Origin of the sequence: Pseudolabrys sp. Root1462 (assembly GCF_001426945.1) — a bacterium.
In the GTDB taxonomy this organism is placed as follows: Bacteria; Pseudomonadota; Alphaproteobacteria; order Rhizobiales; family Xanthobacteraceae; genus Pseudolabrys.
In genome coordinates, this window is record NZ_LMFS01000001.1 from 1947951 (window position 1) to 1974532 (window position 26582).

Consider the following 26582-nt stretch of genomic DNA (forward strand, 5'->3'; position numbering starts at 1 on the left):
CGGCGCCCTTGCCGCCGGCGCGGGCCTTCCCCTTGGGCGAGTTCATGCGCAGGCAGCGCCGCAAACCACCGCCCACGCGCTGGCAATGCACGGGGCCCCTGCCTGGAGCGCCGACTTCGCCGCGCCGACCTACGCCGATCCGGCAGCACCAAAAGGCGGCCAGTTGACGCAGGGCGTGCTTGGCACCTTCGACAGCCTCAATCCGTTCATCGTCAAAGGCCTGCCGGCGGAGAAGATCCGCGGCTACGTCATCGAGAGCATGCTGGCGCGCGGTTACGACGAACCGTTCACGCTCTACGGACTGCTCGCCGACAGCATCACGACCGATGCGGCGCGCAGCTTCGTCACCTTCACCATCAACGACAAGGCCAAGTTCTCCGACGGCCACAAGGTTACCGCCGACGATGTCGTGTTCTCGTTCAACTTGTTGCGCGATCACGGCCGGCCGCTATTCGCCATCTATTATGGCAAGGTCGCAAAGGTCGAAGCGATCGACCAGCGTACCGTGCGTTTTGACCTCGCAGGCGCCGACGACCGCGAATTGCCGCTGATCATCGGCCTGATGCCGATCCTGGCAAAGCACAGCGTCGATCCCGCCAAGTTTGAGGACACGACGTTCGAGCCGCTGATCGGCAGCGGACCGTATCGCATCAGCGCGGTGCGCCCGGGCGACAGCGTCACCTTCACGCGCAACAAGGATTATTGGGGCCGCGAGCTGTCGATCAATCGCGGCCTGTGGAATTTCGACACCGTCAAATTCGACTATTTCCGCGACGGCAACACGCACTTCGAAGCGTTCAAGAAAGGCCTCTACGACCTGCGACTGGAAACCGATCCGGGCCGCTGGCAGACAGCCTACGACTTTCCCTCGTTGCGCGACGGCAATGTCGTCAAGGAGGACTTCTCCTACGGTCTGCCGAAAGGCATGGACGGCCTGGTGTTCAACACACGCCGCGGTATTTTCGCCGACATCCGGGTGCGTGAGGCATTGCTCACTCTCTTCGACTTCGAATGGATCAATCACACCTATTTCTTCGACCTGTACAAGCGCACGGCGTCGTATTTCGACGGCTGCGATCTGTCGGCGCACGGCGTTGCCGCCAATGCGCGAGAAAAGGAATTACTGGCGCCGTTTCCCGACGCGGTACGGCCCGACATCATGGCGGGCCAGTGGGCGCCGCCGGTCACCGATGGCTCCGGCCGCGACCGCACCGTCATGCGGCGCGCCCTGCAACTATTCGCCGAGGCCGGTTACGTCCTGCAGGGCGAGAAGCTTACCAACAAGGCGAGCGGCGCGCCGTTCGCCTTCGAGATCCTCTGCACCACGCGGGACCAGGAACGGCTCGCGCTCGCCTACAGCAACAGCCTCAAGCGCGTCGGTATCGCCGCGCTGGTGCGTACGGTGGACGCCACCCAGTTCGAGCGCCGGCGTATCGCCTTCGATTTCGATATGATGCAGTACCGCTGGGACCAATCGCTGTCGCCCGGCAACGAGCAGTTGTTCTACTGGAGCTCTGACGCGGCCGCGCAGAACGGCAGCCGCAACTACATGGGCGTGAAATCGAAGGCGGTCGACGCCATGATCGCCGCGATGCTGGCTGCGACCGAGCGCGACGACTTCGTCGCCGCGACCCGGGCGCTCGACCGGGTGCTGCTATCCGGCTTCTACGTGGTGCCGCTGTATTTCCCGCCGGTGCAATGGGTGGCGCGCTGGACCCGAATCGCGCATCCATCGCGGACCTCGTTGTACGGCTACCTGCCGGAGACCTGGTGGCACCGGGATGCCTCATAACGGACCCGGAAACCCATAGGGATTCCTGATGATCCTGCGCGGCACGCATTTGAGCGACATTGGCGGCTCGGAAGCGCTCGGGGTCGCCGCAGCGCCGTCGGGTCCGACGCTCGATGACCTGTTCCGCCGCGCCGCCGTGCACGATCCGTCGGCCATCGCGCTGTGCGATCCGCCGAACCGGACCGATTTTACCGACGGCACCCCGCGCCGCCTGAGCTATGCCGAAGCCGACCGCGCCATTTCGGTCCTGGCCGCGAGATTGTGCCGGGCCGGGCTGCAGGCCGACACGCTGGTCGCGATCCAGCTGCCGAACACGGTCGACGCCGTCATCACCCTGCTCGCGGTGTTGCGCGCGGGCATGATCGCGGTTCCGCTGCCGCTGCTTTGGCGGCGCAAGGAAATTGCCGGCGCATTGCGTCACCTGGGCGTGAAAGCGATCATCACCGCGTCGCGCGTCGGCGGCTGTGACCATGCCGAACTGGCGGCGGATGTCGGCGCCGAACTGTTTCCCGTTCGTCTGATCGGCGCCTTTGGCGACAAGCTGCCCGACGGCGTCGTGCCCCTCAGCGACGTCTATGACGTGACGACGCCGCCGACCGTGCCGCGCACCACGCGCGGCGGGCAGGCGTCCGAACATATCGCTGTCGTAACCTTTGATGTCGCAGCATCCGGCGTGACCCCGGTCGCGCGCAGCCACAGCGAACTGATCTCCGGTGGTCTGGCGCTGAGCTACGAGATCGGCGTCGGCCCGGACCTGTCGATCCTTGCAGCGATTCCGCCATCGTCTTTCACCGGGCTCGCCGTCACTTTGGTCCCGTGGCTGTTCGGCGGCGGCACGCTGTCGCTGCATCACGGCTTTGACGCCGCGACGTTCGCCCACCAGACCAGCAGCGGCATCAACACCGTTGTGTTGCCGGGCGCCGCCCTGACGCCGATCGCGAAGGCCGGGCATCTCGCCGACGTACGAACCGTCGCGGCGCTCTGGCGCTCGCCCGAGCAACTCGCGACATCACAGACCTGGACCCGCACGGCCAAGCTCGTCGACATCTCCGCTTTTGGCGAGCTCGGCGTCATTGTCGAAGCGCGGGCCGGCGATGGTGTTGCGGCGGGCTTGCCGCACGGTCATGTCGGCGCGCCGCATGATATCGAGACCGCTCGCGGCAAGTCCGGCACCCTGCTCGTACGCGGCGCCATGGTACCGCGAGCCGCGTTTCCGCCCGGTGCCGAACGCGGCCAGGCGCCCTATCTCGCCATCGATAAGGACGGCTTCGTCGACACCGGCTTTACCTGCAAGCTCGATGAAGCAACCAACCGCATCACGGTGACCGGCCCGCCGGGAAGCATCGCCGTCGTCGGCGGTTATCGCTTCCGCGTCAGCGACATGGAGGCGCAAGTCACGCAGGCCGATCCGACCGCGACTATCGTCGCCCTGCCCGGCGGCGTCCTGACGCAAAAGCTCGCCGGCAGCGCGCTGGACAACGCCACGGTCGCCGACCTCGTCAAACGTCAGGGCGGCAGCCCATTGGTAGCTGGCGCATTCCGGCCGTGCGGCGTCGCCGCCTGAATTTCTGAAATTTTGGTTCCGAGTGCCGGCCGCCTCAGCGGCGGGGGCGTTTGTTTATTTGTTTCTAATCGCTCTTCGTCGTTGACGCGGCGTTAACGGCCCGCGACTTAGTTTGCGAAGTGCCAACCGTGCGGCGAGCCGCCCGGATCCGTTTTGCGTAACCAGTAAACGCGTTGTGTGTCATGTCGCTGCAAGGTCCGCTGCTGGTGGTCGCCGATGCGCCGGCCACTGCTCCCATCGAAGCGCTCAGCGCCGCTGGCGCCTTTCCCATCGTTGAAACAACCTGGGCCGACGCGCCCACCGCCTTCGTGTCGGTGAAGCCCGCCGCCGTTGTCATTGCTGAGCCAGGCGCGCCGAAGAGCGAAGCCTCAGGCCGCATGCTGGCGCTGCAGATCGCCACCTCGCAAGGCGCCATCGTGCCCATCGTCGCCATGGCCGACGCCGAACACGGTGCCGCCATCCCCACCGCATTGACCGCCGATGCGGACCAGCCGATTGACCGTCTTGTCGGCCGCCTGCGCACGGCCTTGCGTGTGCGCGCGCTGCACTCGACCGTGCTACGCCGGATCGAAACTTTTGCTGCGCAAGGCGGCACCATGCCGGCGCTACCGGTCGGCGACCCGGTCGATGACGCCACCGTGCTCGTCGTCGGCCGCGGCCCGCTCTATCCGGCTCTCGCCGTTGCCATGGGCGAGCACGCCAAGATGGTCGGCGCGCTCAGCGTCGAGGCCGCCGCCAAGCATCTCGAAGAACGCGACATCGACGGCATCATCATTGGCGACGGATTCTCGCCGCGTATGATCGAAGCCTTCCTCGATGTGCTCGGCCACGAAAGCCGTTTCCACGAAATTCCGGTCGCCCTCATGGGCGAACTTCCGGATGGCTTCGCCGGCGATCTGCCCAACCTCGAATGCGTCAATGGCGCGCCGGATCGGCTGGTGTCGCGCATGGTGCCGCGGGTGCGGCTGCGCGCCCTTGAATCCCGCCTCAAGCGCATGCTGCACGCGCTCGACACCGACGGCATGTACGATCCGGAAACGGGCCTGCTGACACCGGAGGCCTTCTGGCGCGAGTTGAACAAAGCGGTCGCCGAGGCAACCGACCGCAGCCACGCACTGACGGTGGCACGCTTCTCTTTTGACGGCGCCAATGACGAGCGCTCGCGCCGCGACGGCGCCCGTCTCGCCGGCAAACTGATGCGCGCGATTGATTTTGCCTGCGGCGATGACGACGGAGCCCTGCTGGTCGCCTTCACCCAGACCGACCTGCGCAGCGCCCATATCGTGGCCCGCCGCGTCGCCGCCGCTGTCAAGAACATCATGCGCGCGCCGACCAACCCGAACGACCGCATTACCGCCAATGTAACGCTCGCGTCGTTCAAGAATGGCGATACGCTGGAGAGCCTGCTGCAGCGAGTTTTGGCCAGCCCGATGGTTGCGGCCGAGTAGCCGGGCGACTAGGTTATCTTCACATTTTCCGGTCATTCTGGACGGTCCGAAAGGAGCGCACCCGGAATCCAGATACGAATGTAGGCCTGTGGAGTGACCTCATGACTCAACCTGTCCGCATCGACGTCGTCTCCGACGTGGTCTGCCCGTGGTGCTTCATCGGCAAGCGCCGCCTGGAACAGGCGATCAACATGCGGCCGGACATCCCGGTCGAAGTGCACTTCCGTCCTTATTTCCTCAACGACTGGATCCCGCGCGAAGGCATCTCGCGCACGCAATACCTGACCACCAAGTTCGGCTCGCCGGAACGTTACGCCGAGATCGCCACGCGCGTGCGCGACGCCGCGGCGCAGGAGGGTCTTGTCTATGCCATGGACAAGATCAGCAACCAGCCCAACACCATCGACGCGCATCGCTTGATCCGCTGGGCCGAGGGCATCGGCAAATCAGCCGCGATGAAACAGCGCCTGATGGATCTCTATTTCACCGAAGGGGCCGATCTCACCAACAAGGCCGTTCTGGTGCAGGCGGCGACGGATATCGGTCTCGATCCTGAAGATGTGCGCGGCGCGCTCGACAGCGATCAGGACGTCGCCGAGGTCACGCAGGAAGCCGAGGCGGCCAAGGAAGCCGGTATCCAGGGCGTGCCGATGTTCATCTTTGGCGGCAAGTTCGCCGTGTCCGGCGCCCAGGCGCCTGAGTACCTCGCCGAGGCACTCGACCGCGCGGCGCAGGCGCAAGAAGCGGCCGAGTAATTTCAAGCAATACCCGAGAAGGTGTCACGGCCGGTGCGCGCGCCTACGCGGCCTTGGCGCGGTTGGCGATCGACGCCAGTCGCCGCACGATCACCAGGGCGCCCTTGAGACGTTCTTCCGGCTTGTCCCATTCGTCGAGGAACACGAGCTTCTGGCCGTTCTTGTCGTTGCGCAGCTTCACCGCCGAACCCTGCTCGCGGATGTAGGTGAACAGCCCATCCGGATTGGCGAAGTTGTTGTCGCGGAATGACAGCACCGCACCCTTGGGCCCGGCGTCGAGCTTGTCGATATTGGCCCTGCGGCAATAGGCCTTGACCTGCACGATCTGCATGAGGTGCCCGACCTCCTGCGGCAACGGGCCGAAGCGGTCGACCATCTCGGCGGCGAAAGAATCGATGTCGCGCTCCTCCTCCATGTCGGCAAGGCGCCGGTACAGCGCCAGGCGAACCGACAGGTCGGCGACGTAATCCTCCGGAATGAGGATCGGCATGCCGATGGTGATCTGCGGCGACCAGCGGTCGGCCACGACTTCGGTGATACCCGCCTTGGCGCTGACCACGGCCTCTTCCAGCATTTGCTGATAGAGTTCGAAACCGACTTCCTTGATGTGGCCCGATTGCTCCTCGCCGAGCAGGTTTCCTGCGCCGCGGATATCGAGGTCATGCGAGGCAAGCTGGAAGCCGGCGCCGAGGGTATCCAGCGATTGCAAAACCTTAAGGCGACGCTCGGCCTGCGGCGTGATGGTGCGGTTGTTCGGCAGCGTCAGCAGCGCATAGGCCCGCAGCTTGGAACGGCCGACCCGGCCGCGCAACTGATAGAGCTGCGCCAGACCGAACATGTCCGCGCGGTGCACGATCAGCGTGTTGGCGGTCGGGATATCGAGGCCGGATTCGACAATGGTGGTCGACAGCAGCACGTCGTATTTGCCGTCGTAGAACGCGGTCATGATATCGTCGAGCACAGTCGGCGGCATCTGGCCATGGGCGACGACGACACGCACTTCCGGCACGTGCTTGTCGAGGAAGTCCTTGGCGCCGGCGAGATCCTCGATGCGCGGACAGACATAGAAGGCCTGGCCGCCGCGATACTTCTCGCGCAGCAGTGCCTCGCGCACGACCAGCGGATCGAACGGCGTGACGAAAGTGCGCACGGCCAGCCGATCGACCGGAGGCGAGGCGATGATCGACAGATCGCGCACGCCGGTTAGCGCGAGTTGCAAGGTGCGGGGAATCGGGGTTGCGGTCAGCGTCAGCACGTGGACTTCGGCACGCAGCGTCTTCAGGCGCTCCTTGTGCGAGACGCCGAAATGCTGCTCCTCGTCCACCACGACGAGGCCGAGATCCTTGAACTTGATGGCCTTGCCGAGCACGGCGTGCGTGCCAACCACGATATCGACCGAACCGTCGGCCAGGCCCTTCTTGTTCGCGGTCATCTGCGCGGCCGGCACCAGCCGCGACAGTTGTGCCACATTGACCGGGAAGCCGCGGAAGCGCTCGGAGAAATTCTTGAAGTGCTGCCGCGCGAGCAGCGTCGTCGGCACCACAATCGCGACCTGCTTACCGTTCATCACGGCATCGAACGTGGCGCGCAGCGCGATCTCGGTCTTGCCGAAGCCGACATCGCCGCAAACCAGGCGATCCATCGGCCGGCCGGAGGCAAGATCCTTAAGCGTCGCGTCGATAGCGGTGAGTTGGTCCTCGGTTTCCTCATAGGGAAAGCCGGCGGCGAATTCGTCATAGGCGCCCGGCCCGACCGTCAGCTTCGGTGCTTCGCGCAGCTGCCGCTCGGCGGCGATCTTGATGAGCTCGCCCGCGATCTCGCGGATGCGGCTCTTCATCCGAGCCTTACGGGCTTGCCAGTTGCCGCTGCCGAGACGGTCGAGTTCGACATTGGTCTGTTCGGAGCCGTAGCGCGACAGGAGTTCGACGTTCTCGACCGGCAGGAACAGTTTGGCGCTGTCGGCGTAGTGGATCTCGAGGCAGTCATGCGGCGCGCCGGTTACGGTAATCGCCTGCAGGCCGACGAAACGGCCGATGCCGTGATCGACATGGACGACGAGGTCGCCGGCCGACAGCGAGGTCGCCTCCTGGATGAAGTTGTCGGCGCGGCGCGCGGCCTTGCGCGTACGCACGAGGCGGTCGCCGAGAATGTCCTGTTCGCTGATGACGGCGGCCTCGTCGGTAACAAAGCCGGAATCGATGCCGAGCACGGCGAGCGAGATGTTGTGCTTCGGCGCGATCGCGACCTGCTGCCAGGAGCCGACATTTTTGAGGTTGACGAGCTTGTGGTCGCCGAGGACGTGCGCCATGCGCTCGCGCGCGCCCTCGCTCCACAGCGCGATCACGACGCGCTTGCCGTCGCTCTGCAGCGCGTTGACATGCCGCGCCAATGCTTCGAATACATTGGCGCCAGGCTCGGCGCGTTCGGCAACGAAATTGTGGCCCGGCCGTGCGCCGATATCGATGACGTCGCTCGCGGGCGGCACATCGAAGGCGTTGAGCGTGGCGGTAGCGCGCTGGTCGAGGCGCTGCTTCCACTCGGCGCCGGCGAGATAGAGCTTATCCGGCGGCATCGGCTTGTAGGCCGGCGTTACGCCGTCCTTCAGCGCTTCGACCCGCGCGTCGTAGTAATCCTTGATCTGGGCGAAGCGCTGCTCGACGGCGTCGGCGGCCAAAGGCTCGAGCGCAACGGGCGATCCCGGCAGATAATCGAATAACGTATCCATGCTCTCATGGAACAACGGCAGCCAGTGCTCCATGCCGGGATGGCGGCGGCCTTCGCTAACCGCCTGGTAGAGCATGTCGTCTGGCGTGGCGACGCCGAACTGCGCGACGTAGCCTGTGCGGAAGCGACGGATGGTTTCGGTGATGAGCTGGAATTCTGCGACCGGCACGAGGTCGAGTTTCGACATCGGCAGCTCGCTGCGCTGGGTCTGCGGGTCGAAGGTCTTGATGCTCTCGACCGAGTCGCCGAAGTAATCGAAGCGCACCGGCATATCGAGACCCGGCGGAAACAAATCGAGGATGCCGCCGCGCACCGCGTATTCGCCTGGCTCGCGCACGGTAGACGCGCGCATGTAGCCGTTGAGCTCCAGCCATTCGACGACGCTTGCCATGCCGAGGACGTTGCCCGGCGCCACCGACAGCGCGTGGGTCGCGGTGAATTCCCGCGCCGGCACGCGCTGCGTCACAGCGTTGGCGGTGGTTAGAAGGATCGAGGGCTTATCGCGGCCCGTAACGCGCGTCAGCCGCGACAACGTGGTCATGCGCTGCGCGATGATCGTGGCGTTCGGCGATACGCGGTCATAGGGCTGACAGTCCCAGGCCGGAAACTCCATGACCTCAATGTCGGGACCGAAGAACGCCAGCGCGCGCGAGAGCTGCGCCATGCGCTGTCCGTCGCGGCAGACCACGGCGAGCGAAATCGCCGGAGCGTCGGCGCGGGCGGCGATGGCGCGCGCGAGATCGGCGAGGACGAGGCCTTCGGCGCCGTCGACCACCTGGGCCAGGGTCAATGGGCGGCCTGGTTTCAACGACTGAGCGGGAGATGCTGGCATTCAGGGTCTTCTTGGTGCTGACGGTTCAGGGGCGCGTGCCGTGGAAAGTGCGCAGTTTGCGGAACAGTGGCGTATCGAGTTCCGCCGGCGCCGGCTCCGAGCCGTTGACCCAGGCGAACATCTGCTGGTCCGGGACATCGAGCCACCTTTCGACCTCGGTGAGCTGATCGTTAGACAACGCCGAGAGCTCGGCATCGGCAAAACCGCCCATGACGAAATCCATCTCGCGAATGCCGCGGTGCCACAGCCGGAACTTGAGCTTGCGTCGGCGCAAGTCCATGCCTTCGCTCGAGATTTGGGTGCCACTCACGGGCCTTCTCCAACGCCAAAAACCCGGACGGAGCCGGGCGCGGGGTTATATAGGGCGCACGCCGCACAAAGTCACCGTCAGAAAGACGTGGATGCCCGACGCAAGGCCGGGCATGACGGCGGAGAGTTCAGAGCAAAAGGCATAAGCTCAACGTCAATGCGCCCGCCCGTTCTCAATCCCCTGTTCGCTGCGATCACCAGCCTGCCCGGCGTCGGGCCGAAGCTGGCGGTGCTCTATGGCAAGCTCCTGGGACGCGACGAGCCGCGTGTCATCGATCTTCTGCTGCACATGCCATCCGGCACCATCGACCGCCGCGCCCGGCCGAAGCTCAACGAGGTGGTGCCGGGTCAGGTCGTCACCGTATCGGTCACCGTGGAAGATCACCGCGGACCGCCGCCGAACCGGCCGCGCGCGCCCTATCGCGTCGTCACGTCGGATGACACCGGCACGCTGACGCTGACGTTCTTTCACGCCAAACGCGATTATCTCGAGAAGCTCCTGCCGATCGGCGAGAAGCGCTACGTCTCCGGCACCGCCGAGTTCTACGACGGCATGCTGCAGATGGTGCATCCGGATCGCGTCGTCGATGAGAAGGGCTTCGCGGATTTGCCGCTGGTCGAGCCGGTGTATCCGCTCACCGAAAACCTGAACCTCGGTCATGTCCGCAAGGCGATGGACGGGGCGCTCTCCCGCCTGCCCGACCTGCCGGAATGGCAGGACGAGGCCTGGGTGTCCCGCGAGCGCTTCCCGGGCTTTGCCGACGCGCTGCGCAGCCTGCACAAGCCGGCGGAGCCCCACGACATCGCACCGGAGAGCCCGGCGTGGACGCGGCTTGCCTTCGACGAAATGCTCGCCGGCCAGCTTGCTCTCGCCTTGATGCGCGCGCAAATGCGCCGCCAGGCCGGCCGCGGTACCTCGAGCGAAGGCCAGTTGCGCGCCAGGATCCTGAAGGCCCTGCCCTATACCCTGACCCATTCGCAGCAGCAGGCCGTCAACGACATCGTCAACGACCTGGCGCTGCCGCAGCGCATGTTGCGGCTGGTGCAGGGCGACGTCGGCTCGGGCAAAACCGTCGTGGCGCTGATCGCCGCAGCGACCGTGATTGAAGCCGGCCGGCAGGCGGCGCTGATGGCGCCGACCGAAATTCTGGCGCGCCAGCATTTCGCCACCATCGAGCCGCTCGCCAAGGCGGCCGGCATCAACGTCGCCCTTCTCACCGGCCGCGACCGCGGCGGCGAGCGCAAGGCGATCCTCGACCGGCTGGCGCTCGGCGAGATCGACCTGATCGTCGGCACCCACGCGCTGTTCCAGGACGAGGTGCTGTTTCACGACCTCGCGCTCGCCATCGTCGATGAGCAGCATCGCTTCGGCGTGCACCAGCGGCTGGCGCTGACGCAGAAGGGCGAGGCTGTCGACGTGCTGGTGCTGACGGCAACGCCGATCCCGCGCACCCTGGTGCTGACCTTCTTCGGCGATATGGATCTTTCCGAACTGCGCGAAAAGCCGCCCGGCCGCCAGCCGATCGACACCCGCACCATTCCGCTGGATCGCGTTGCCGAAGTGGAAGACGCCATCGGCCGCGCGATATCCGAAGGCAAACGCGCCTACTGGGTGTGTCCGCTGGTGGAGGAATCCGAGAAGGTCGACCTCGCGGCTGCCGAAGCGCGCTACGAGGATCTCCGCCAGCGCTTCGGCGCCAAGGTCGATCTGGTGCACGGCAAGATGAAGGCCGCCGACAAGGACGCCGCGATGGGGCGCTTCGCCTCCGGCAAAAGCCAGTTGCTGATCGCGACCACCGTGATCGAAGTCGGCGTCGATGTGCCGGAAGCCACCATCATGGTGATCGAGCACGCCGAGCGCTTCGGCCTTGCCCAGCTCCACCAGCTGCGCGGCCGCGTCGGCCGCGGCGCCGGCAAATCGACCTGCTTGCTGCTCTACAAGGGCCCGCTCGGCGAAACCGCCGAAGCGCGCCTGCGCATCTTACGCGAGAGCGAGGACGGCTTCCGCATCGCCGAGGAAGACCTGCGGCTGCGCGGCGAAGGCGATGTGCTCGGCACGCGGCAGAGCGGCGATCCCGGCTTCCACGTCGCGCGGCTGGAGACGCACGGCAAATATCTCGGCGCCGCGCGCGACGATGCCAAGCTGATGCTCGAACGCGATCCAAACCTGCAAAGCGAGCGCGGCGCGGCTTTGCGCCACCTGCTCTACCTGTTCGGCAAGGACGAAGCGATCAAGCTGATCCGCGCAGGTTGAGACGGCGATCAGAACGCCGCCAGCGGATCGGGACCGAAGCGGTTGGGCCCGTCGGTGCCTTTGAAGCAAGCCCAGACGATCAGGAGAATGGCGCCGACGCCGGTGAAGGCGAGCAGCACCCACCACCCGGTGCGGTCGATATCATGCAGACGGCGGACGCTCATGCCGATCGACGGCAACAGCAGGGCGAGCGCGACGATGGCTTCGACTACGTTGATGTCGAGCGCGCCATCGATCAGCGCACCGGCAACCTGCACGATGAACGAGAACAGCGCCCAATACCAATATTCGGAGCGCGCAGCGCGACCCGTGAAAGTCGCATAGTTATTGAACCCGGATTGAACGGCCTGCGTGAAATTCATGGCGTTGCCCCCTGTCATCCGATGTCGATCGGCGACATCCTAGACGGCCGCGCGCATAAATATCCGGCAAATAACCGGGTTATCAGGAGCTATTGCGCGTCGGCCGGCGCCCGCGCGATCTGCGCCGCCCGCGCCGTGGCTGCGAGATCCGCGAGTTTCTTCTGTGCGTCCTTGTCGGCACCCGGCTGCACCATGCCGGCCGACATGATCAACGTCATTCCGGTCTCGACGCCGATATCGAGCTCGATCAGCTTGTTGCGCGGCACGAAAAAGAAAAAGCCGGTGGTCGGGTTCGGCGTACACGGCAAGAACACAGAGACGTTGTCGGTCTCAGGCAGACGCTGCGCGATCGGCTCGGCCGGCGGCTGCGAGATGAAGACGATCGACCACATGCCGGGCGCCGGAAATTCCACCAGCGCCACCTTACGAAAGCTCGAGCCCGACTTCGAGAACAAGGTCTCGAAGATCTGTTTCATGGTTTTGTAGACCGGCCGCACGATGGGCATGCGGTTGAGCAGGCCTTCGCCGAGTTCGACCAGGGAGCGCCCGACCAAATTGGCGGTGAGAAAGCCGAGCAGCGTCAGGGCGATGATGGCGATGATCAGGCCGGTGCCGGGGATCGGCCACGGCAAATAGGTTTCCGGGCGATAGCTCGGCGGGATGAACGGCCGCACCCAGTCGTCGACCCAGGTGACAAAAGACCAGGTGAGATAGGTGGTGATCAGCAGCGGGCCGGCGACGACGAGGCCGGTGAGGAAGTAATTGCGCAGCCGCCCGGCAAAGCTGGTGTGCGATGCCGCCGCGAGGCGAGCGGTATCCTGGGCCAACTCCTCGCCCGGCTTGGTCTCGAATTCACTCATACGCGATTTCCGCCTCTACCCCTGCCCCGCGGCGGCAGAGCCGCCGCCGAAGCGAAGCCGCATCCTACTCCACCGTGACGGATTTCGCGAGGTTGCGAGGCTGGTCGACGTCGGTGCCGATGGCCGCCGCCGTGTGATAGGCGATGAGCTGCACCGGGATCGCGTAAACCAGCGGCGTCACCGTCGAGGCCATATCCGGCAGAATCAGGGTGTCGAGTGACTCGATGGTCGCCTCTTCGGCGCCGCGCGCGTCGGAGATGAGGATGATCTTGCCGCCGCGTGCCGCGACTTCCTGCATGTTCGATACGGTTTTTTCGAACACACGGTCATGCGGCGCGATGACGATCACCGGCATCGTTTCGTCGATCAGCGCGATGGGCCCGTGCTTGAGTTCGCCGGCGGCATAGCCCTCGGCGTGAATGTAGGAGATTTCCTTGAGCTTGAGCGCCCCCTCGAGGGCGATCGGGAACGAGGTGCCGCGGCCGAGATAGAGCACGTCGTGCACCTTGGCGAGGTCGTGCGACAGCTTCTCGATCTGCGGCTCCAGCTTCAGCGCCTGCGACATCAGACGCGGCACGGCGACCAGCGCCTGCACCAGTTTCTTCTCGTCATCCTCCGACAGGTGGCCGCGAGCCCGGCCGGCGGCGAGCGCGAGACAGGCCAGCACGCTGAGCTGGCAGGTGAAGGCCTTGGTTGAGGCGACGCCGATCTCGGGGCCCGCCAGCGTCGGCATTACAATGTCGCTCTCGCGGGCGATGGTCGAGGTCGGCACGTTGACCACGGACAGGACGTGCTGCTTCTGCTCCTTGGCGTAACGCAAGGTCGCCAGGGTATCGGCGGTCTCGCCCGACTGCGAAATGAAGATGGCAAGATCGCCCTCTTCCAGCGGCGCGCCGCGATAGCGGAATTCGGAGGCGATATCAATTTCGACAGGCAGCTTGGCGAAGCGCTCGAACCAGTATTTGGCGACGAGCCCGGCGTAGTAAGCGGTGCCGCAAGCCGAGATCGATAGCCTCTTCAACTTCGTCCACTCGAAGGGCAGCTTGCCCGGCAGCCGCACGCGCTCGCCGACCATGTCGATGTAATGCGCGAGCGTATGGCCGACCACTTCCGGCTGCTCGTGGATTTCCTTGGCCATGAAGTGCTTGTGGTTGCCCTTGTCGACGAGCTGGGCATTGACCGCCGACTTGATGACCATGCGCTTGACTTCATGGTCCTGCGCGTCGCGCACCGTCGCGCCCTTGCGCGTCAGCACCACCCAGTCGCCGTCTTCGAGATAGCTGATGGTGTCGGTGAAGGGTGACAGCGCGATGGCGTCGGAGCCGAGAAACATCTCGCCCTTGCCATAGCCGACCGCGAGCGGCGAACCGCGCCGCGCGCCGATCAGAAGATCGTCCTCGCCGGTGAACAGGAAAGCGAGAGCGAAGGCGCCGCGCAGCTCCTTGAGCGAAGCGCCGACGGCATCGACCGGGGACTTGCCCTTCTGCATGTAGTCGGTGACGAGATGCGCCACCACTTCGGTATCCGTCTCGCTCGCGAATTTGTGGCCGGCGGCCATCAGCCGCTCGCGCAGCTCCCGGAAATTCTCGATGATGCCGTTGTGCACGACCGCGACCTTGTCGGTCGCATGCGGATGCGCGTTGCTTTCAGTCGGCTTGCCATGTGTCGCCCAGCGCGTATGGCCAATGCCGATATTGCCGGGCAGCGGCTGCTCGCGCAGCTTGGTCTCGAGGCCTTTCAGTTTGCCCTCGGCGCGGCGGCGCCCCATGACGCCGTGATCGAGCGTGGCAATGCCGGCCGAGTCATAGCCGCGATATTCCAGTCGCTTCAATGAATCGACCAGCAGGTCGGCGACCGGTTCGGACCCGAGAATTCCGATAATTCCGCACATTGGCTAAGGACCGCTCCCGAATGATGAATTGATGCTGTAACGGCCGCCACGGCGGCGACGAAATCAAAACCTGTTTCGCCGTGTATCAGTGACGCTAACGGACAGGGCCGAGAAAATGATTAATCAGCCCCGGTCTTTCTTCTTCTTTTCGTTCATTTCGCGCAAACGCGCGGCGCCGCCTTCTTTATTAACCTGCCTGCCGCGCCCGATGGCCAGTGCATCCGCCGGCACGTCGTCGGTGATGACGGAGCCTGAGCCAATATAGGCGCCAGCGCCTATCGTGACCGGCGCGACCAGCGACGAATTGGTGCCGATGAAAGCGCCGGCGCCGATGTCGGTGTGGAATTTGTTGGTGCCATCGTAGTTGCACGTGATGGTGCCGGCGCCGACATTGGCCTTCGCGCCGACGCGGGCATCGCCGATATACGCCAGATGATTGGCCTTGGCGCCGTCCTCGATCACTGCGGCTTTGATTTCGACGAAGTTGCCGATGTGCACGTCCTCGCCCAGTTTGGCGCCGGGGCGCAGCCGCGCGAACGGCCCGACGCGCGCGCCCTTGCCCACCACCGCACCTTCGAGATGCGAGAATGAGCGGATCACCGCGCCGTCCTCGACCGTGACGCCGGGCCCGAAGACAACGTTCGGCTCGATGGTGATGTCCTTGCCGAATTTCGTGTCGGTCGACAGAAACACCGTCTCCGGCGCGACCATGGTGACGCCGGCTTCCATCGCCTGGGCACGCAGCCGCTGCTGCAGCACCGCCTCGGCCTCGGCTAGTTGCGCCTTGTTGTTGATGCCGCGCACGTCATCCTCGTCGGTTTCGATCACGGTCGCCTTCAGGCCCAGCTCACGGGCAATCGCCACCGCATCGGTGAGATAATATTCGCCCTTGGCATTGCTATTGCCAATGCGGTCAAGAATTTTCAGAGCCGAGGGACCCGCAAGCGCCATCAGCCCGCCGTTGCAGAGCCCAATCTTGCGCTCGTCGTCGCTGGCGTCCTTGTCCTCGCGGATGGCGATCAGTTCATCGCCCTTCATCACCAGACGGCCGTAGCCTGCCGGATCCTTCGGCCGGAAGCCGAGCGCCGTCACGGCCGCGCCGCCGGCAATGGCCGCACGCAGCCTGAGCAGCGTTTCCGGCCGCACCAGCGGCGTATCGGCAAACATGACGAGGATGTCGTCGGCGCCGGCTTCCAGCGCCTTCCGCGCCGCCAGCACCGCGTGCGCCGTGCCCAAGCGCTCGCGTTGCTCGAAGATGCTGGCCTGCGACGCCACTCTCTTCGCCTCGTTGGCGACATCGTCGCGGCCGGGGCCGACCACAACGGCGATCTGCGCTCCACCGGCCTGCATGGCGGCTGTGAGTACATGCGCGACCAGCGTCTTGTGACCGACCTGATGCAGCACTTTGGCGAGGCTGGAACGCATGCGCGTGCCTTCGCCAGCGGCGAGCACGATGGCGAGGCAGGAGCGGTCGTGGCCAATCGGCGGCGTCATGCGTTTGAACTCAAGGTGTTAGCGGACGATCGGCGGCAGGCCAGCGATCGGACGCAGCCAGCAATGCCGGATTCTGCTAATGTTTTCAATGACCTGATTCGCCGCTTTTGAGGGTGCCATGGCCGACGAGTTTGAACCGCCGGAACTCGGTCCGTTGCGTGATAACAGCGTGTTCTGGCGCGTCAGCATGTGGGGTGGTGCCGCCACCGTCGCCGTCGCCGCGGCCATCCTGATCACCCAGACCGATATCGGCACCGGCCGGCTGGTCGAGGCCCTGTCGCAGCCCAAGGCCGCCACCAGTCAGGTGGCGGGCAACGACGACCTGCTCAAGAAAGTCGAAGCGCAGCGGCTCGAAGAGACGCGCCGCCTCGAAGCCAGTGTCCGCGAGCTGACCGCCGACCGCGACCGGCTCAATCAACGGCTGGCTTCGCTCGAGCAGAACTTCACCGACATCACCGGCTCGATCAAACGCGACATGGCGCTCGTCGCAGCAACGGCGCCGACCGCCAGGCCGGTCCAGGACAGCCGCGCCGCGGCGCCGGCTCTATCGCCGCCAGCCACGGCAACGCCGGCCGAAACGCAGCTCACCGCGCCCAAGGCAGAAGCCAAGGTTGAGGCCAAGGTTGACGCCAAGCCGGAAACCAAACCGGAAGCCAAAGCCGAGGTTAAGCCCGAGGCGAAGGCCGAACCCGCGCCGGCCCCTAAAGCTGACAAGCCGGACGCCAGGGCGGAAGCGGCTCCGGCCGCGAAACCTGGAGCGTCCGCCAGCGCCGCGTCGGCCGATACCCCTGCGCAGGCGGTGCCGATGCCGCCAGCCCGCGTCGCCGGATTGGCGCCAACCGCCTCGGATGCGGCAACGGAGGCCAGCCGCAAAGGGCAACTCGCCGTCGAGATCGGCGGCGCGCGCACCATGGAAATCCTCAACGCGCGCTGGGCCGCCGTGAAGGCCAATTTCGGTCCGCTGATGGAAGGCCTGAGCCCCCTCGTCCGCCACGACAACCGGCCGGGGATCGTGCCGTACCGGCTGATCGTCGGTCCGGTGCCGAACGGCGCCGCTGCGGCCGAACTCTGCACCCGGCTGCACGCCTCAAAGGTCGCCTGCCGCACCACCACCTTCACGGGCGACAAATTCGCCCAGCAGTAGCGGTCGGCTTCAAAGCAATTTGCTAGGTGACCGGCACGGCGGCATAGTCCGTCGCGCAAGGACTGCGTGATGGAACCCAGATCGAACCGTCTTTTCCTCCCGAGCGCACGTGCCACCAACGTGCTGCTGGTCGTCGGCTTCGGCGCGCTCGGCTATGCGCTGTACGTGCGCTACCTCGGCATCGAGCAGTCGGCCATCGGGCTTGCCTGCAATGCCGGCCTCGACACCTGGATGTGCACGCAGCGCCGCGTCCTGGCGGCGCTGTTCGATCGCGCGATCATCGGCTGGGCCGCCGTCATCATCGCGGCGGTCAATCTGCTGCGGCCGACACTGGTCGTGTTCGGGCTCGGACTCGCCGTCGCCTGTGTCGGCGTCGTGCTCTACAACGTCATGCTGTCGGCGCTGGCGATCGGCCTGCTGCTGCTCAGCTTTGCGCGACGCGCACCCGAACCAGACTGATCGCCGACAACACCAGCAGCGCACCGAGCCAGAGCGCCTGCCAGTTGTGCACGGTCTCGTTCGGCACGATGTAAAGCGCCGATGCGGCGAGGATCAGCGCACCGCCGACTTCGGTCACGCCGCGCGGGCCGGTCGGCCGCGGCATGAAGACGCTGTGCACGAAGAACGGCACGATGGCCGCGGTCAGCGGCGCAAACGGGAAGTCGCGGTAGCGCGGATCGAATACGAGGCCAAGCGCCGTAACGATGCTGACCAGCAAGGTCAGGATGGCCAGGAGGGCGACCGCCGCGACGACCGGATCGCGCGTTCGCGCGCTCGCCGGACCAAGGAGCCGCGACAGCGGCGGCACCGCGACGCCGCGCATCATCGCTGCGGTCACGACCAGAGGCGCGCAGAACGCCGCAATCGCCAGCGCCAGCAGACGAACCCAGCCGCCGGCGCCGATGCTCTCGATCGGCACGTTGGCGATGGTCCAGCCGATCGTAATGCCGCCGGCCAGCGCATTCAGGGAGATGGCCGGCCAGAGCCACGACGGCGTGTCCCCGCGCCGGGTCCAAAAGGCGACGCCGAATACCAGAAGCGCGAACACCATCCCGCCCGCGGCCTGCCATTTCCATTCGGGATGATTGGACACGGGCGCGCCCCAGACGAATTTCATCTGGCGGTGGCCGGCATCGAACAGGCCCCAGTATCCGCCGACGACCCCCTCCTGCGCGCGCTTCCAGGTCGCGTCATAGGCCTCGATCACGTTGACCCGGTAGTTCTCGCGAGCAGCGAGCGCCAGCACGTCCTGGATGACCTCGGCCTGATTGGCCGGCGACGGCAGCGCGCCCTCGCGCATGCGCCCCTGGCTCGGCCAACCGACCTCGCCGATGACAACGTCCTTCGGCGCGAAGGCGGCGGCGATGCGTTTGCGGATGGCATCGACGTGTTCGGCCGCCTGCCGCGCCGGGATCGGGAAGTCCTCCCAGTAAGGCAGGATATGGATGGTGATGAAGTCGACGTTGGCCGCCACCTCAGGGCTGCGCAGCCAGAACTCCCAGACATCGGCATAGGTGACCGGCACCTTCGACTTGGCTTTCACGTCGCGGATCAGCGCGGCCAGATCGGGACCGGAGATGTCGCCTCTCAGCAACGCCTCGTTGCCGACGATGATGGCCCGCACGGTTTCCGGGTATCGCTCGGCGATTGCGAGGGCGGCATCGATCTGGATCCGGGTCTTGACCGGATCGTTCGACACCCAGGCGCCTTGCAGCACCTGCATCCCGTATCGCTTGGCGATCGGGACCACCTGATCGAGCCCCTGGTCGGTCGCGTAAACGCGCACGCAATCCGTGATTTTCGACATTTGCGCGATATCGGCCTCGATCTGCGCGGCCGGGATGACCGTCGCCGGATCGTACGGTGTCTGGCTGCCCTGATACGGCGCGTAGGACAGGCACCACAGCTTCTCGCCGGGCTTCAGCGGCGCATGCGGCATCGGGATCGGCGTGCCGAGCCAGACCCAGACCGCGGCAATCACGGCCAGGGTCACGGCGATACAGGCCAGAGCGAGACGCATGGAGATGTCCATCGGCGGGATGCAGGCGGCGTTACCGGCTTATAGCCCGTGGCGACTGCCTGCCAAGCCGCCCCGCGACCCGAAGTCGCGGAATCACTGGACAAATGTCCGGGTCTGAGGCCAAGTTTCGCCCGCACAAACTCCGCGGGCGTCCTCGATCCGGGGCGCGGGGCTTGTGGCTGGGGGATGAGGAACACTGGGCCGGGGGGCTCATGGGCTTCGGCTATTCAGCACGGGTTCAGCTTAGACGCCGCATAAGCGTCTCAATCCGCCTTCACAGGAAGCTGACCAGGGATTAGTGCGTTAACAATTTCGTCGGGAACATACGGTCCATGTCTTCGCTGCGTCTGCTTGCTGCCATGCTTTGCGTGGCTTCGATAAGCGCGTCCTCCTCCGCCCTGGCTCAAAGCGGTGGCGCCGCTAAGCCCGCAGAACCGCAGAAGCCGGCGGCAGCAGCCCCGGCGGACGCCACGGCCAAGGAAGGCCAGAAGAAGATCGACGAAATCGCCGAAGCCAGCCGGGTTCTCACCGGCCCCGCCGGCAATCCCGAATGCGTCTGGCTGGGCCGCCGGGTCGTCAGCCTGCTGTGGCGGGACGACCTCGACACCGCCTTCCGTCACCTCGACCTCTACGACCGCTTCGGCTGCCCGAGCGCCCACATCCAGGCGACGTTTCGGTGCATCGTCCGGCAGGGAAATATCGATCCCAAGGCGCCGGAAACACTCAACGGCCGCGTCCACGCCTGCTGGCTGAACCCCGGTTTGCCGCCCGCCCCGGCTGCCGCCTCGGCCGAACCAAATCCGGCAACTTCCGACGGAACGACCGTGCGCTGACGGCGTTTCCGCTGGGGTTAATTGAAAGAAGCGCCCCCGCCCAACATCGTCGCGCCATGCATCCGTCTTGGATTTGCCATGACCAGTATCTACTTGAAAACGCGTTCGAAGCTACGCTATGCTGCAGTACAGCATAAAAGGCCCCGGCCGAACTTAGGGGACGAGTTCGTCGGCCGGTCATCCAGCCCCACTTGGTTGTAAGTCTATGCGCACCGTCGCTGCTGTCGTCGCCCTCGTGGCGTGCGTGCATGCCGGCTTGTGGCTGCTTGGTCGTGAGAAGGTCAACGCTCCGAATTTTGACGGGCAGTTGGCGAGCGTTTCTTACGCGCCCTTTCAGGGCAACGTGAATCCGGAAGACGGCGGCAAGGCCGAAACGGCGAAAATCCGCCAAGACCTCACGCTGCTGTCGCCGATCGCAAAATCACTCCGCACCTATTCGTCGACCGCCGGCGTCGAACTGGTCCCCGGCATTGCCGCCGAGTTCGGCATGCGCGTGACGGTCGGCGCCTGGATCGACAAGGATCAGAAGCGCAACGAACGCGAAATGCGTTCGGTCGTCGATCTCGCCAAGCGCCACAGCAACGTCAACGGCATCTTCGTCGGCAACGAAACGATCTACCGCGGCGAACTCGAGCCGAAGGTTGGCGACAAGCTCGACCCCGAGGAAGCCGAACAGCTCAAGGCCGCCAAGACCAAGCAGCAGGACGCCAAGGTCCGCGAGGACATCGGCGTCGCCCGGCTCATCAAGATGATCCGCCAGGTCAAGCGGCAGGTGAACGTGCCGGTGACGACCGGCGAAATCTACAGCGTCTGGCTCGACCATCCCGAGCTCGTCTCATCGGTCGATTACATCGCCGCGCACATCCTGCCCTACTGGGAAGGCTTCTCCGACAAGCAGGTCGTCGATCAGGCGATCACGATCTACGACAAGCTGCGCCGCGCCTATCCCGGCAAGCGCGTGGTCATCGCCGAATTCGGCTGGCCGAGCGCGGGATATAACTTCCATAACGCCGAACCGGGCCGCATCGAACAGGCCGTGATCCTGCGCGACTTCGTCACGCGCGCCCAAGCCTATGGCATCGACTACAACATCGTCGAAGCGATCGACCAGCCCTGGAAGATCTTCGAAGGCGGCGTCGGTCCGTACTGGGGCATTTTCAACGCCGACCGTCAGGCCAAGTTTGCCTGGACCGGCCCGATCACCAATCCGGACTACTGGAAGCTGGGCGCCATCGCCCTGCTCGTCAGCATCCTTCTGTCGCTGCCGATCCTGACCGTCGCCTCCGTGTCGTTCTGGCAGACGACGACGCTCGCCGCCGCCGCCAACGTGGTCGGCGCCTGGTCGGCTGCTTTGTTCGGCTACTGGTACGGCCACTATTTCGTGCCCGGCGCTGCTTTCGCGCTCGCTCTCGGCACGGTGCTGCTGATCCCGCTGATCGTGATCGCGCTGGCGCGCGTCGAGGAAATCGCGGCCATCGCCTTCGGCCGCAAGCCGGCACGCCTGGTGCCGCTGGCACCGCCGCTCGCGCCCGATATGCCGACACCGAAGGTGTCGATCCATATCCCGGCCTATCGCGAGCCGCCGGAGATGCTAAAGCAGACGCTGGATGCAGTCGCGGCGCTCGACTACGCCAACTTCGAGTGCATCGTCGTCGTCAACAACACGCCCGACCCGGCGATGTGGATGCCGATCGAGGAGCACTGCAAGCAGCTCGGCGACCGTTTCAAGTTCGTGCTGGCCAACAATCTCAAGGGCTTCAAGGCCGGCGCGCTGCGGCTCGCCGATTCCCACACTGCTGAAGACGCTGAAGTCATCGGCATCATCGACGCCGACTATGTCGTGACCAACGACTGGCTGCGCGACCTGATGCCGCTGTTCAACGACCCGACCGTCGGCATGGTCCAGGCGCCGCAGGATCACCGCGACGGTCACCGCAGCCCGCTGCATGCCGCGATGAACGCCGAATATGCCGGCTTCTTCGACATCGGCATGGTGCAGCGGAACGAGCACAACGCCATCGTCACGCATGGCACCATGGTGCTGATGCGCCGCAAGGCCATCGAAGCGGTCGGCGGCTGGTCCAGCGACACGATCTGCGAGGACACCGATCTCGGCCTTTGCTTGCTCGAGCACGGCTGGCAGGCGCATTACACCAGCAAGCGTTACGGCTACGGCCTGCTGCCGGACACCTACGATGCGTTCAAGAAGCAGCGCGATCGCTGGGCCTATGGCGGCTTCCAGATCCTCAAGAAGCACTGGCGCCGCATGCTGTCGCGCGACACGCGCCTGACCGGCGACCAGAAGCGCGAATTCGCGCTCGGCTGGCTGAACTGGTTAGGGGCCGAAAGCGTCGGCGTCGTCGTCGCGATCCTGAATATCCTCTGGGTGCCGGTGATCGCCTTCCTCGACATTTCGGTGCCGGACCGCATCCTCACGGTGCCGATCGTCGCGAGCTTCATCGTCTCGCTCGTGCACTTCGTCGCGCTCTATCGGCTGCGGGTGAAGACCACGCGGGTGGAAATGGCCGCGGCCGCGATCGCCGCCATGTCCGTCCAGTGGACGGTCGCCCGCGCGGTGGCGATGGGTCTGATCAAGGATCACCTGCCCTTCGTTCGCACCGACAAGGGCGGCGGCCGGCGCAAGACGGACTTCCACGCGTTCTGGGAGTCGGTGATGGCGGCGCTACTGGTCGCCGGCGCGATCACGCTGATCGAGACCAACTACAAGGAAGTTCGCGAAATCTACATCTTCGCGTTCGTCCTGCTGGTGCAGGCCCTGCCGTTTGCCGCAGCGGTCGTCATCGCGCTGTGGGAGCGCTCGCGCATCAACGACTTCGCGGTGCTGGAAGGCTACCGCGCAACATTCGCGACGCTGGCGCGACGCGCCCGCTTGGCCAAGGTTACCCAGTCGGTGGCGCCGCAGCAGATTGCTGCCAAGCAGCCGGAACTGACCCAGTAACCGCTCGCATCGGCGGCACAAATAAAAAGGGCGCCGAGAGATCGGCGCCCTTTCGCATTTATTGGCCGCCCGGTCAGACGACGTTCAGCTTGAAGTCGATGTTGTTACGCGTGGCGTTGGAATACGGGCAGACCTGATGCGCCTTGGCGACCAGCGCTTCGGCTTCCGCCTTCGGCACGCCCGGCAGCGCGACCTCCAGTGAGATCTCCAGCCCGAAGCCGCCTTCCGAGCGCGGACCGATACCGACCGTGGCTGTCACCGTGGCATCCGCCGGCACCTTGGGGCCGCCTTGCGAGGCCACGAACTTCATGGCGCCAAGGAAGCAGGCCGAATAGCCCGTCGCAAACAGTTGTTCGGGATTGACGCCCTCGCCACCCGGGCCGCCGAGCTCCTTCGGCACAGTGAGCTTCACGTTGAAGGTCCCGTCGGTGGTCCCCGACTGCCCGTCGCGGCCGCCGGTTGCCCGCGCCGAAGTCCGATATTTGACGTCCACTGCCATGGTTCTTCTCCTGGTTTGAAGCCTGGCCGCCGGCATCAAGGCGGCGGCTGATTGATCGTTCGCGTTTATATCGCGCACGATCTTTCTAGGCCGACGAGACCGGGCGGTCAATAGCTTGCGATTAGATCGCGCACGATCTATATTCACGAAACCGTGTGGGGCGGGAATTCGCCCTGGGAGATCGCCATGCCGTCCACCGCGCCTAAAGCCGCCAGCCGGCCCGACGTCGCCGACCTGTTGTGCTTCGCCATCTATTCCACCGGACACGCCTTCAACCGTGTCTACAAGCCGCTGCTCGACGAGCTCGGCCTCACCTATCCGCAGTATCTGGTGATGGTGGCGCTATGGGCGGAGGACGACCAGACGGTCGGCCAGATCGGCGACAGACTGTTTCTGGAGTCGAGCACGCTGACGCCGCTGCTGAAGCGGCTGGAGACGCTGGGCTTCCTCACCCGCAGCCGCGATCCGGAGGACGAACGTCAAGTGCGGCTGCGGCTCACCGACAAGGGCTCCAGCCTGCGGAAGAAAGCGCGCGATGTCGGCGCCTGCATCGGTGAAGCCACCGGTCTGCAGATGGAAGCCGCGGTGAAATTGCGCAACGAGATCACCAAGCTGCGCGGCCACCTGATGAAAGCGGCGAAGTAGCGCTCGTCCCGGCTCACGCCGGCAGCGCGGTCTCGACCAGCTTGACCCAGTACGACGTGCCGAGCGGGATGGCGTCGTCGTTGAAGTTGTAGCGCGGGTGATGCAGCCCGGCGCTGTCGCCATTGCCGACCCAGATGAAGGCGCCGGGACGCTTCTGCAGCATGAAGGAAAAGTCCTCGCCGCCCATCATCGGTGGATGCGCCGTATCGACGCGATCCGCGCCGGCGATTTCCTTTGCCACCGCAGCGGCAAAAGCGGTTTCGCGGTCGTGGTTCACCAGCACCGGGTAATTGCGGTTATAGGTGAGCTTGGCCTTGGCGCCGAGCGCGGCCGCCGTGTTCTCGACGATGCGGTGCAGGTTTTTCTCGAGCATGTCCTGCACGTCCGCATCCAGCGATCGCGCGGTGCCCCGCATCCGCACCGTTTCCGGCAGCACGTTGTCCGCATTGCCGGCTTCGACCATGCAGATCGACACCACGGCGGCGTGCTGCGGGTCGACATTGCGCGATACGATCGACTGGATGTTGTTGATGATCTGCGCCGCGGTCAGCACGGCATCGACCGTCAGGTGCGGACGCGCGGCGTGGCCGCCGAGGCCTTCGACGTCGATCTGCAGCGTATCGGTGGCCGCCATGATGGCGCCGCTGTTGATGCCGAATTGGCCGACCGGCATGCCCGGGTAATTGTGCATGCCGTAGAACTCGTCGATGCCGAAGCGCGTGAGGATGCCGTCATCGAGCATGGCCTTGGCACCCGCACCGCCCTCTTCCGCCGGCTGGAAAATGACCACGGCGGTGCCGTCGAAATTGCGCGTCTCGGCGAGATAGCGCGCCGCGCCCAACAGCATCGCCGTATGGCCGTCATGGCCGCAGGCGTGCATCTTGCCGGGATTGGTCGATTTATACGGCAGGTCGTTCAGCTCGGTGATGGGCAGCGCGTCCATGTCGGCGCGCAGGCCGATCGTTTTGCCGGAGCCCTGCTTGCGGCCGCGGATGACGCCGACGACCCCCGTGAGCCCCAGGCCCGGCACAACCTCGTCGCAGCCGAAGGCCTTGAGCTTCTCGGCCACGGAGGCGGCGGTGCGATGGACGTCGTAGAGCAGTTCCGGATGGGCATGCAGGTCGCGCCGCCAGGCGGTGATCTCGGGATGCAGGTCGGCGACGCGGTTGACGATCGGCATGACGGAAGAGCTCCTGGCGGCGGGCTGAAAGGTCCGCCGATACGGTGAAGGCAGATTCTGTGCCCCGGAAGTGTAGCAAATGCTGGCTGCGGCGCGAGTTCAAGATATCGGCATAAATCTGCGACTTTTCAGCAGATTTCCCTCGTCAACAGGGCGGCAGACCGCCGTCCGGCCGGCTATTGACCCGGCCCGTCTGCCCCCCTAAACACCCGGTCGCGTATGATCCACTGGAGCTTGGACTTTGATTTGGTCCGGTTCGGGACCGACACCCGCGTTCGAATCCCGTCATGGCGGGCCAATCGGATGAGATCAGCGCATGGTGACGGGCGCGTAGCTCAGCGGTAGAGCACACGACTTTTAATCGCGAGGTCCTGGGTTCGAATCCCAGCGCGCTCACCACCCATTTTTTTTAGCGTTATTAATCAACGCATTGCGAGATGTGATTTGTCAAACCGTGAATGGTTTGACACTTGACCTTGGCAACCTAGCGTCTTTCTGCAACCGAAAATTGTTGCGGGGCAAGTGCCATTCGGTGCCGCGCTCCTCCTGCCAAGCCAGGATGGCGTTCGACGCGAGCTCATTTCCACTGTCGCTGACGATCATGCGTGGGCAACCTCGGCTCTCGATGATACGGCTGAGTTCGCGGACGACGTGGGGAGCGGTCAGCGAGGTGTCGGCCACCAGCCCCAGCCACTCCCGGGTTAGTCATCGACTATGGTGACGACGCGGAAGCGCCGCCCGCTCGCCCAGCGTGGCCATGACGAAGTCGTGCGACCAGCGCACATTGCGATCCTGCGGGATGGCCATCGGCGCCAGGTGCGCAGAGCCGCTTGCGGCCTCCGCGTTGACGCCGGATAGCCGCTCTTCCTTGTAGAAGCGATAGAGCTCTTGGGGTTGAACTTGATGCCCTCGCGAGCCAGCAGCAGCCCAAGGCAGTCGAACCGCCGCCACTGCGAGGCCAGCTCCCTCAGCTTGCTCCGAAGCCTTCATCGCCAGTCCTCTTGCCAGTATAGCGAC

The 26582-nt window shown here is 65.1% G+C and carries 19 protein-coding genes, 1 tRNA gene and 2 pseudogenes; 11 read left to right on the forward strand and 11 right to left on the reverse strand.

Annotation, left to right across the window (positions count from 1 at the left end; all coding sequences use genetic code 11):
- The first annotated feature begins 85 nt into the window (after nucleotides 1-85).
- From ASD45_RS09610 to ASD45_RS09625, 4 genes are all read left to right on the forward strand, one after another.
- On the forward strand, nucleotides 86-1792 hold the full coding sequence (locus ASD45_RS09610; RefSeq protein WP_200949723.1) for an extracellular solute-binding protein: 1707 nt from the start codon (nucleotides 86-88) through the stop codon (nucleotides 1790-1792).
- A 28-nt stretch (nucleotides 1793-1820) separates the two neighbouring features.
- Nucleotides 1821-3356, forward strand: a complete 1536-nt coding sequence (locus tag ASD45_RS09615; protein ID WP_056911288.1) for a class I adenylate-forming enzyme family protein — start codon at nucleotides 1821-1823, stop codon at nucleotides 3354-3356.
- Between the two features lie 182 nt (nucleotides 3357-3538).
- Nucleotides 3539-4804 (forward strand): hypothetical protein, encoded by a 1266-nt coding sequence (locus ASD45_RS09620; RefSeq protein WP_056911289.1) that lies wholly within the window; start codon nucleotides 3539-3541, stop codon nucleotides 4802-4804.
- 101 nt (nucleotides 4805-4905) lie between these two features.
- Entirely contained in the window at nucleotides 4906-5559 is a 654-nt protein-coding gene (locus ASD45_RS09625) for a DsbA family oxidoreductase (protein WP_056911290.1), read from the forward strand.
- 43 nt (nucleotides 5560-5602) lie between these two features.
- Here the strand turns inward: ASD45_RS09625 and mfd are convergent, their stop codons facing one another.
- Both mfd and ASD45_RS09635 read right to left on the reverse strand, forming a co-directional pair.
- Complete coding sequence (gene mfd, locus ASD45_RS09630; protein WP_056911291.1) at nucleotides 5603-9115, reverse strand: transcription-repair coupling factor; 3513 nt, start codon at nucleotides 9113-9115, stop codon at nucleotides 5603-5605.
- Between the two features lie 25 nt (nucleotides 9116-9140).
- Nucleotides 9141-9425, reverse strand: coding sequence for a succinate dehydrogenase assembly factor 2 (locus ASD45_RS09635; RefSeq protein ID WP_056911292.1), 285 nt, complete (start codon nucleotides 9423-9425; stop codon nucleotides 9141-9143).
- 156 nt (nucleotides 9426-9581) lie between these two features.
- Here ASD45_RS09635 and recG point away from each other — a divergent pair, with 156 nt between their 5' ends.
- Nucleotides 9582-11678: an ATP-dependent DNA helicase RecG gene (gene recG, locus ASD45_RS09640; protein WP_056911293.1), complete on the forward strand. Its 2097-nt coding sequence runs from the start codon at nucleotides 9582-9584 to the stop codon at nucleotides 11676-11678.
- Between the two features lie 8 nt (nucleotides 11679-11686).
- Here the strand turns inward: recG and ASD45_RS09645 are convergent, their stop codons facing one another.
- From ASD45_RS09645 to glmU, 4 genes are all read right to left on the reverse strand, one after another.
- The gene (locus tag ASD45_RS09645; protein ID WP_056911294.1) at nucleotides 11687-12040 is read right to left on the reverse strand and encodes a DUF805 domain-containing protein; all 354 of its coding nucleotides are present in this window, start codon (nucleotides 12038-12040) and stop codon (nucleotides 11687-11689) included.
- A gap of 89 nt (nucleotides 12041-12129) precedes the next feature.
- Nucleotides 12130-12900: a DUF502 domain-containing protein gene (locus tag ASD45_RS09650; protein WP_056911295.1), complete on the reverse strand. Its 771-nt coding sequence runs from the start codon at nucleotides 12898-12900 to the stop codon at nucleotides 12130-12132.
- A 64-nt stretch (nucleotides 12901-12964) separates the two neighbouring features.
- Nucleotides 12965-14791 (reverse strand): glutamine--fructose-6-phosphate transaminase (isomerizing), encoded by a 1827-nt coding sequence (glmS, locus tag ASD45_RS09655; protein ID WP_056911296.1) that lies wholly within the window; start codon nucleotides 14789-14791, stop codon nucleotides 12965-12967.
- A 123-nt stretch (nucleotides 14792-14914) separates the two neighbouring features.
- The gene (gene glmU / locus ASD45_RS09660) at nucleotides 14915-16285 is read right to left on the reverse strand and encodes a bifunctional UDP-N-acetylglucosamine diphosphorylase/glucosamine-1-phosphate N-acetyltransferase GlmU (RefSeq protein WP_056911297.1); all 1371 of its coding nucleotides are present in this window, start codon (nucleotides 16283-16285) and stop codon (nucleotides 14915-14917) included.
- Nucleotides 16286-16403: 118 nt separating this feature from the next.
- Between glmU and ASD45_RS09665 the strand changes: the two genes are divergently transcribed.
- Nucleotides 16404-17429 (forward strand): hypothetical protein, encoded by a 1026-nt coding sequence (locus ASD45_RS09665; protein WP_056911298.1) that lies wholly within the window; start codon nucleotides 16404-16406, stop codon nucleotides 17427-17429.
- A gap of 69 nt (nucleotides 17430-17498) precedes the next feature.
- A complete protein-coding gene (locus ASD45_RS09670) occupies nucleotides 17499-17888 on the forward strand; it encodes a hypothetical protein (protein WP_056911299.1) in 390 nt (129 codons plus the stop codon).
- On the opposite strand, the gene ASD45_RS09675 is transcribed toward ASD45_RS09670, so the two are convergent.
- Complete coding sequence (locus ASD45_RS09675) at nucleotides 17854-19449, reverse strand: hypothetical protein (RefSeq protein ID WP_056912683.1); 1596 nt, start codon at nucleotides 19447-19449, stop codon at nucleotides 17854-17856. The two genes, ASD45_RS09670 and ASD45_RS09675, sit on opposite strands and share 35 nt — an antisense overlap.
- A gap of 332 nt (nucleotides 19450-19781) precedes the next feature.
- On the opposite strand from ASD45_RS09675, the gene ASD45_RS09680 reads away from it, so the two are divergent.
- On the forward strand, nucleotides 19782-20282 hold the full coding sequence (locus ASD45_RS09680; RefSeq protein WP_056911300.1) for a hypothetical protein: 501 nt from the start codon (nucleotides 19782-19784) through the stop codon (nucleotides 20280-20282).
- 205 nt (nucleotides 20283-20487) lie between these two features.
- Nucleotides 20488-23241, forward strand: a complete 2754-nt coding sequence (locus ASD45_RS09685) for a glycosyltransferase (RefSeq protein ID WP_056911301.1) — start codon at nucleotides 20488-20490, stop codon at nucleotides 23239-23241.
- A 73-nt stretch (nucleotides 23242-23314) separates the two neighbouring features.
- Here the strand turns inward: ASD45_RS09685 and ASD45_RS09690 are convergent, their stop codons facing one another.
- Nucleotides 23315-23740 carry an organic hydroperoxide resistance protein gene (locus ASD45_RS09690; RefSeq protein WP_056911302.1) on the reverse strand — a complete coding sequence of 142 codons (426 nt, stop codon included), beginning with the start codon at nucleotides 23738-23740 and terminating at the stop codon, nucleotides 23315-23317.
- A 186-nt stretch (nucleotides 23741-23926) separates the two neighbouring features.
- Between ASD45_RS09690 and ASD45_RS09695 the strand changes: the two genes are divergently transcribed.
- Nucleotides 23927-24385, forward strand: a complete 459-nt coding sequence (locus ASD45_RS09695; RefSeq protein WP_056911303.1) for a MarR family transcriptional regulator — start codon at nucleotides 23927-23929, stop codon at nucleotides 24383-24385.
- A gap of 13 nt (nucleotides 24386-24398) precedes the next feature.
- Here the strand turns inward: ASD45_RS09695 and ASD45_RS09700 are convergent, their stop codons facing one another.
- The gene (locus ASD45_RS09700; protein WP_056911304.1) at nucleotides 24399-25565 is read right to left on the reverse strand and encodes a M20 aminoacylase family protein; all 1167 of its coding nucleotides are present in this window, start codon (nucleotides 25563-25565) and stop codon (nucleotides 24399-24401) included.
- Nucleotides 25566-25889: 324 nt separating this feature from the next.
- Here ASD45_RS09700 and ASD45_RS09705 point away from each other — a divergent pair.
- Nucleotides 25890-25964: transfer RNA gene (locus tag ASD45_RS09705), tRNA-Lys, on the forward strand.
- Nucleotides 25965-26114: 150 nt separating this feature from the next.
- On the opposite strand, the pseudogene ASD45_RS23995 reads toward ASD45_RS09705, so the two are convergent.
- Together ASD45_RS23995 and ASD45_RS23685 are read right to left on the reverse strand one after the other, a co-directional pair.
- A pseudogene (locus tag ASD45_RS23995) lies at nucleotides 26115-26305 on the reverse strand (DDE-type integrase/transposase/recombinase); the annotation flags it as partial.
- Nucleotides 26271-26582, reverse strand: a pseudogene (locus tag ASD45_RS23685) (hypothetical protein); the annotation flags it as partial. The pseudogenes ASD45_RS23685 and ASD45_RS23995, both read right to left, overlap by 35 nt.

Bases quoted from the DNA above. Each gene is read 5' to 3' on its own strand.
- ASD45_RS09675 (WP_056912683.1), bottom strand. From the start codon at position 19,449: ATGCGTCTCGCTCTGGCCTGTATCGCCGTGACCCTGGCCGTGATTGCC.
- glmS (WP_056911296.1), bottom strand. From the start codon at position 14,791: ATGTGCGGAATTATCGGAATTCTCGGGTCCGAACCGGTCGCCGACCTG.
- ASD45_RS09610 (WP_200949723.1), top strand. From the start codon at position 86: ATGCACGGGGCCCCTGCCTGGAGCGCCGACTTCGCCGCGCCGACCTAC.
- ASD45_RS09645 (WP_056911294.1), bottom strand. From the start codon at position 12,040: ATGAATTTCACGCAGGCCGTTCAATCCGGGTTCAATAACTATGCGACT.
- ASD45_RS09690 (WP_056911302.1), bottom strand. From the start codon at position 23,740: ATGGCAGTGGACGTCAAATATCGGACTTCGGCGCGGGCAACCGGCGGC.
- ASD45_RS09615 (WP_056911288.1), top strand. From the start codon at position 1,821: ATGATCCTGCGCGGCACGCATTTGAGCGACATTGGCGGCTCGGAAGCG.
- ASD45_RS09695 (WP_056911303.1), top strand. From the start codon at position 23,927: ATGCCGTCCACCGCGCCTAAAGCCGCCAGCCGGCCCGACGTCGCCGAC.
- ASD45_RS09680 (WP_056911300.1), top strand. From the start codon at position 19,782: ATGTCTTCGCTGCGTCTGCTTGCTGCCATGCTTTGCGTGGCTTCGATA.
- glmU (WP_056911297.1), bottom strand. From the start codon at position 16,285: ATGACGCCGCCGATTGGCCACGACCGCTCCTGCCTCGCCATCGTGCTC.
- ASD45_RS09625 (WP_056911290.1), top strand. From the start codon at position 4,906: ATGACTCAACCTGTCCGCATCGACGTCGTCTCCGACGTGGTCTGCCCG.
- ASD45_RS09670 (WP_056911299.1), top strand. From the start codon at position 17,499: ATGGAACCCAGATCGAACCGTCTTTTCCTCCCGAGCGCACGTGCCACC.
- mfd (WP_056911291.1), bottom strand. From the start codon at position 9,115: ATGCCAGCATCTCCCGCTCAGTCGTTGAAACCAGGCCGCCCATTGACC.
- ASD45_RS09665 (WP_056911298.1), top strand. From the start codon at position 16,404: ATGGCCGACGAGTTTGAACCGCCGGAACTCGGTCCGTTGCGTGATAAC.
- recG (WP_056911293.1), top strand. From the start codon at position 9,582: ATGCGCCCGCCCGTTCTCAATCCCCTGTTCGCTGCGATCACCAGCCTG.
- ASD45_RS09700 (WP_056911304.1), bottom strand. From the start codon at position 25,565: ATGCCGATCGTCAACCGCGTCGCCGACCTGCATCCCGAGATCACCGCC.
- ASD45_RS09650 (WP_056911295.1), bottom strand. From the start codon at position 12,900: ATGAGTGAATTCGAGACCAAGCCGGGCGAGGAGTTGGCCCAGGATACC.
- ASD45_RS09620 (WP_056911289.1), top strand. From the start codon at position 3,539: ATGTCGCTGCAAGGTCCGCTGCTGGTGGTCGCCGATGCGCCGGCCACT.
- ASD45_RS09685 (WP_056911301.1), top strand. From the start codon at position 20,488: ATGCGCACCGTCGCTGCTGTCGTCGCCCTCGTGGCGTGCGTGCATGCC.